Raw genomic sequence first — 6,060 nt, forward strand, 5'->3', positions numbered from 1 at the left:
GATGCTTGTTACCGTAAGCGGACTACCAGGAAGCGGGACTACCACCACAGCAAAATTGCTGGCGGAGAAGTATGGAGTTGAGATGATCTCAGCAGGGGATGTTTTCCGTACCCTTGCAAAAGAGCACTCCATGTCTCTTGCAGAATTCGGGAAACTTGCAGAATCTGATCCTTCAATTGACAGGATGATTGACGAGAGGCAAAAAACCATTGCCCATGAGCAGGACAATATCATTCTTGAGGGTAGGCTTGCAGGTTATATGGCAGAAGATGCTTTGCGTATCTGGTTGCAAGCTCCTCAGGAAGTGCGTGTCCGGCGAATTGTGGAAAGGGAAGGTTCTTCTTTTGAAGTCAGACTTTCTGAAACCATAGAGAGGGAAGCATCAGAGGCATTGAGATATCAGGAAATATATGGAATTGACATCAACGATCTTTCTATCTATGATCTTGTTATAGATTCTACGCGGTGGGATCCGTATGGAATTGGTATGATTATTTCTGCAGCAATTGATGCTACAGGCGGTTTTTCCTAAACCATGGAGGGTAGGTAGGAAATGCCGAAATCTTTATTTTTTGAAAGGCGTGGTCATCTTTTAAAAGCAAATGCAACTACGGATTTGCGTTATGGTTGTGATCCTTATCAGCGTCCTATAAGGCAGCATCTGATGTACGGGGTTGTGAATCTCAATAAACCCGCAGGGCCTACAAGTCATGAAGTGACTGCATGGGTTCGTGATATACTGGAATTACCCAGAGCAGGCCATTCAGGTTCCCTCGATCCGAAGGTTACGGGTGTTTTGCCTATTATGCTTGGGAAAGCCACCAAGGCTGTTTCTGTTCTGCGGCTTTCTGCAAAGGAATATGTTTGCATGATGCGGTTGCATAAGGAGGTGCCTCACTCACGTATAAAAGCCGTATGTGAGGAATTTGTAGGGCCTATTTATCAGACCCCTCCGATTGTTTCGGCGGTAAAACGCTCCCTGAGAATCAGGAATATCTATTCCCTTGAGGTTCTGGATATTGAAGGTCCATTAGTTCTCATGAAAGTCAGATGTGAGGCAGGGACATACATACGCAAACTCTGTCACGATATTGGTCTGGTTCTTGGTTGTGGCGGTCATATGCAGCAATTGATAAGGACTTCCACAGGTCCCTTTGATGAAAGTACTGCGGTTACTTTACACGATCTTAAGGATGCCTATGTACTCTGGAAAGAGGAGGGGTGTGAGGATGAGTTGCGCAAAGTCGTAAAACCGATGGAAGAAGGACTTACTCATTTGCCTGCTATCACAATACGGGATTCTGCAATAAATGCAATCTGCCATGGGGCTGCACTGGCTGTGGTGGGTGTTGTTGGTGTGGATGAGTCGCTTGAAAAAGATTCTCTGGCATGTATTTTCTCACAGAAGGGTGAGGTAGTTGCACTTTGCAGGTCACAGATGAGCGCAGAGGAAATCCTTATTAGTGAGCATGGAATCTGTGCAATCACCGAAAGAGTAATAATGGATGCGGATATTTACCCATCAGGATGGAAGTCAAAGTCGCAAGGTTGCGACTGAATATTCAACTTAATTTCTTAATTTCATGCCGAGGTAGTCTAGTGGTAGGGCGCAAGCCTGGAAAGCTTGTGGGGCATAGACCCCTCGGGAGTTCGAATCTCCCCCTCGGCGCTCTGCTTCTCTTCTTGATTTGATTCTGCTTATTATGGAGTACAAATTACACTCATCCCATCGGTTGCGATACAGTTATTTCTATTTCATGTTGTTCATGTAGTGTGAACTATCTTTAAAGAATTCCATTTATTTAGATTTCCAGCAAATTGTGCAGACCTTTATAAATGGATTCCTGAAAAATAGGTCTGCACATAATAAATGCCCTTTTAAGACAATTTCTGATACATTTTAGCCGTTTAGTGACTATCGAACTATTTCGAACTATTCTTTGATTTTTACGATGATGGCTACTGAAGATGTTTTTATAAAGTTCGCAAGTAAAAATTGGCACTGGCGCTTGATATCGATTTTCAGACCTTTATAAAGGGTTCAGTACAAAATAGGTTTGCACATAACAGGGCAAAAAAGAAGCCTTTTAAGGTCTTAAAAATCTATTTAAAGGAATAATTACATAGGGTTGAAAAGAGGACCCGCGAAAATAGGGTATGGTAACACCAGATGTGCCGGATGAGAAGTATTGTGCAGTGCGTTGAAAAGAGGACCCGCGAAAATAGGGTATGGTAACTTTGCCTTGTGTTTCTTTTGTTCCCACTTAAGTGAGTTGAAAAGAGAACCCGCGAAAATAGGGTATGGTAACCTTGCAAACCAATTCAATTTGGCACCTGTTGATATACGTTGAAAAGAGGACCCGCGAAAATAGGGTATGGTAACATTTAAGCACTTTAATTTTAATCTAAATCCTATGTCAGACCTGCCAGATTGCCAGATTGAAAAAGTTTTGATAGAGGCTTTGCCATATATTCGGGATTTTTATGGCTCCTATATGGTTATTAAGGTAGGTGGCCATGCAATGGTGGATCCTGATATAATGAGTGCGATTGTAGAAGATCTTGTACTTCTTCGCTATGTTGGCATCCATCCGATAATTGTACACGGTGGTGGCCCGGAAATTACGGAAAAAATGGAGAAGTTTGGTAAGAAACCTGAGTTCATTGGCGGACTTCGCATTACCGACGATGAGACTGTGGAAATTGCACGGATGGTGCTTGTCGGGAACATCAATACGCGTATTGTATCACTCATTGGAAAGCATGGAGGCAAAGGTATCGGGCTTTCAGGTAAAGACGGTAAGATGATTATCGCCCGCAAAAAACCCACCCAGAAAATATTGATAGATGACAAAGAACACAGCGTGGACCTTGGCTGGGTAGGGGACACAGAAATTGTAAATCCTGACTTAATTTATATCCTCACCGAGAAAGGATATATTCCAGTCATCTCACCGATCGCAATGGACAGCGAAGGCAATGCACTTAATATCAATGCTGATACGGTGGCAGGAGATATTGCCAAAGCCCTTCATGCAAAGAAACTTATTTTGATGACAGATGTTCCGGGTGTGCTGAAAGATCCTTCAGACAAATCAACCCGTATCTCACGAGTACGTGCATCTGAAATTGAGGATATGATTTCAGAAGGAATACTCAAAGGTGGAATGATTCCAAAGATGCGCAGTGCCGCAAACAGTGTTGAAAACGGCGTGGAACGAGTGCATATAATAGATGGAAGTGTTGCTCATTCCCTGTTACTTGAGCTCTTCACAAACCGCGGAATAGGCACGATGGTATTCTGACTTAATGGGTTACCATGCACCCGAAAGTTCTGCAAAACATAATCTGCAGAAATCTCTGTATCTTCATGTCTCATTCCTGTTCCCGTATGCAGCAATATCATTTTGTATAACTTTTTTCCCTTTTGGGATATGCTGATTGGTAATTAGCTAATTGCGACAATATATAAGATATATTAATACATAATGTTGAATACTGGCTGTGAAAATGCCGTCAGTTCCTTTAAAAGGGAGCGAAGGCTGGGGAATTGAAGGGGATATGAATTCGCAGGTTCGTCGCAACGAGTACGCAACGGCTTTTAAGAAGCTTCACAAGTCCCACAAGATTGAGAGCAGCTTAACTTGACACAAGAAAAAACGAAGGATGTCATACGGTACATAGAATCTAATCCAGAATCATGGATATCAAGAGAGTATGGTTGAATTCACTTGATATGATAGGTAAAATCTACAATCAACTAAATAACTTGAAAAATGAAGTATCCACATGTGCACGTACGTATTAATGAAAATACTTGAATCTTCCCCGGGCAGGTATGACATGGGTATCCGAATTCTCACATTAGGGAGACTGGATGGGGTTTATGATCGTTTAACAGCTTATATAATAAAGGGGCAGAAGGTTCTTGATATCGGGTGCGGTAGCGGGGCATTGACACTAAGAGCAGCTCAGAAAAATGCAAAGGTGAAAGGGATAGATATCAACCCACTAATGCTGGAAATTGCACAAAATCGGGCAAATGAGGCAGGACTTACACAAAACATAGAGTTATGTGAGATGGGTGTTGCTGAACTTGGAAGCGAAGAATCGGAAAGTTATGATGTTGTTATGAGTGGTCTTTGTTTTTCTGAATTGAGTGAAGATGAATTAGGTTTTACCTTAAAAGAAGCAAAAAGGATACTGAAGATAGGCGGCTTTCTGCTCATTGCCGATGAAGTAAGACCAAAAAATATCTTCAAAAGAATAGTTAATTGGTTGATAAAAATTCCTCTTGTAATAATCACTTATCTTATTGCACAAACCACTACAAATAGCGTAAGGAACCTACCGGAAAGAGTGGAAGAAGCAGGTTTGCAAATAGAGTCTGTCAGATTTAACAAAATGGGTAATTTTATTGAACTGGTGGCAAGGCGACCGGAAGAGACAACGAAATGAATCTACATTATCTTATAGTATATCTTGTTGAAACATTACTGAGGTTTATTCCCATACCCTGTAAAACGGGTTTGATTAAAATAGGGAATCCTGACAGCAATTCACCTGTTATTCTTACCTGCAATTATCATCTGACTGTAGAGAAAGTAAGAAGGGCACTGGATGGTATGGATGTAAATCTTCTTGTTGCCAACAGCAGAGGGATCAACGTCTGGTGTTCAGCTGCAGGCGGTCTTTTCACAAATCACGATGTTGTTTCAGTCCTGAAAACAAGTGGTATTGAAGAAATTGTAGATCACAGAAATGTAATACTACCCCAGCTTGCAGCCACGAGTATCGAAGGTAATATTATACAGAAAAAAACTGGATGGAAGGTAACGTGGGGGCCGGTTTATGCAGATGATCTCCCTCATTTTATAAAAAACAATTTCAAAAAAACGGTGGAAATGCGGAAAGTGAAGTTTTCTTTGGTGCAACGTGTCGAGATGGCTGTAGCATGGGCATTTCCGATCACTGTCATCATGATCCCCATCATGAGTATTTTTTGGAGTTCGGCTGTTTTTTCTCTTACATTACTGATATGGTTTTTATCATTTTCAATCTTTGTATCTTTTCCACTTTATGCTGACTATCTAAGTTCTGAGGATAAGCGGATTGGCATTGCTTTCTTTGATTTTAGCCGGAGCGGATTTCATCTAATTCTATGGGGGATTGTCGTACTTTGTCTTGTTATTTATAGTGTTTTGATTGGAGATTTCAGCTGGCGTTTTATTTTTTCATGGGGATTTATTTCGCTCATTGTTGTTCTCATTTTAAGCCTTGATCTGATGGGCAGTACTCCGGTATACAAAAGCAGTTTGACTGAAGATCGATTTTTAAAAGTTGCTCTTGATAAAAATAAGTGTAATGGCTGTGGTTTTTGTGAACAGGTTTGTCCAAGGAACTGTTTTGAAGTGGATAGAAATCGACATATTGCAGCAATGCCAGAGGCGGTTCGATGTGTTCAATGTGGTGCCTGTATCGTTCAATGTCCATTCAATGCCCTGTATTTCAGAAGCCCTGAGGGTGAAATAATACTGCCGCAAACCATCAGAAAATTTAAATTAAATCTCATGGGAAAACGCCTTGTGAAAGTGAAGGAGAACTGAGAGTGAATCAAAATTTATTCTCTTTATACTTACAATAGGATTAGCAAGCTTAAACGACAAGGTAACAAATTTGACTTTTTCAATGTTGAAATTATATTTCTCTTTAAATATTTTTGCAGTGTTTTGTTTTTAGGAATAGGAGAATATGCTGAGGTAGCACCTCTCACTGCACAGGCTGTTGCAGAGGAAATTGGTCTGAAAAGCCACATGGTATGCTGCAGGGAAAAGATGTTGATAATGGCGTTTGACCTCGAATTGAAAGATGCATTGGTTGAAACAAAAATCCTTGTGAGGATGACAACTTTGCAAGTCTGGTTTGGGGTGTTGAGGAAGGGCGGCGAGAATATAACAATATCTTAAAGTTTACGCGATATCTCCTTTCATCCAATTTTGGGGAGATAATTGCAATAGCTGGTGCCATACTCCTGAACATGCCGTTGATACTTCTACCCGT

General features: G+C 41.1%; 7 protein-coding genes, 1 tRNA gene and 1 CRISPR repeat array. All 8 genes read left to right on the plus strand.

The features are described from left to right. Window position 1: 1 nt before the first annotated feature. Complete coding sequence (gene cmk / locus PWQ49_RS04265; RefSeq protein ID WP_300608320.1) at window positions 2-532, plus strand: (d)CMP kinase; 531 nt, start codon at window positions 2-4, stop codon at window positions 530-532. A gap of 21 nt (window positions 533-553) precedes the next feature. Beyond that, window positions 554-1,558 carry an RNA-guided pseudouridylation complex pseudouridine synthase subunit Cbf5 gene (locus tag PWQ49_RS04270; RefSeq protein ID WP_300608274.1) on the plus strand — a complete coding sequence of 335 codons (1,005 nt, stop codon included), beginning with the start codon at window positions 554-556 and terminating at the stop codon, window positions 1,556-1,558. Window positions 1,559-1,585: 27 nt separating this feature from the next. After that, a tRNA-Ser gene (locus tag PWQ49_RS04275) sits at window positions 1,586-1,669 on the plus strand. Window positions 1,670-2,128: 459 nt separating this feature from the next. Continuing rightward, window positions 2,129-2,388: direct repeats of the CRISPR family, unit length 37 nt; unit sequence GTTGAAAAGAGGACCCGCGAAAATAGGGTATGGTAAC. 26 nt (window positions 2,389-2,414) lie between these two features. Next, the gene (argB, locus tag PWQ49_RS04280) at window positions 2,415-3,305 is read left to right on the plus strand and encodes an acetylglutamate kinase (RefSeq protein ID WP_300608277.1); all 891 of its coding nucleotides are present in this window, start codon (window positions 2,415-2,417) and stop codon (window positions 3,303-3,305) included. 199 nt (window positions 3,306-3,504) lie between these two features. Then, on the plus strand, window positions 3,505-3,648 hold the full coding sequence (locus PWQ49_RS04285; RefSeq protein ID WP_300608280.1) for a hypothetical protein: 144 nt from the start codon (window positions 3,505-3,507) through the stop codon (window positions 3,646-3,648). A 159-nt stretch (window positions 3,649-3,807) separates the two neighbouring features. Then, window positions 3,808-4,458, plus strand: coding sequence for a corrinoid protein-associated methyltransferase CpaM (cpaM, locus tag PWQ49_RS04290; protein ID WP_300608283.1), 651 nt, complete (start codon window positions 3,808-3,810; stop codon window positions 4,456-4,458). Next, window positions 4,455-5,606 carry an HgcAB-like fusion protein gene (locus PWQ49_RS04295; protein WP_300608286.1) on the plus strand — a complete coding sequence of 384 codons (1,152 nt, stop codon included), beginning with the start codon at window positions 4,455-4,457 and terminating at the stop codon, window positions 5,604-5,606. The genes cpaM and PWQ49_RS04295 overlap by 4 nt, the downstream gene beginning before the upstream one ends. A gap of 123 nt (window positions 5,607-5,729) precedes the next feature. Continuing rightward, window positions 5,730-5,966 (plus strand): hypothetical protein, encoded by a 237-nt coding sequence (locus tag PWQ49_RS04300; protein ID WP_300608289.1) that lies wholly within the window; start codon window positions 5,730-5,732, stop codon window positions 5,964-5,966. Window positions 5,967-6,060 lie beyond the last annotated feature (94 nt).

This window comes from Methanohalophilus sp., assembly GCF_030156785.1.
GTDB lineage: Archaea > Halobacteriota > Methanosarcinia > Methanosarcinales > Methanosarcinaceae > Methanohalophilus.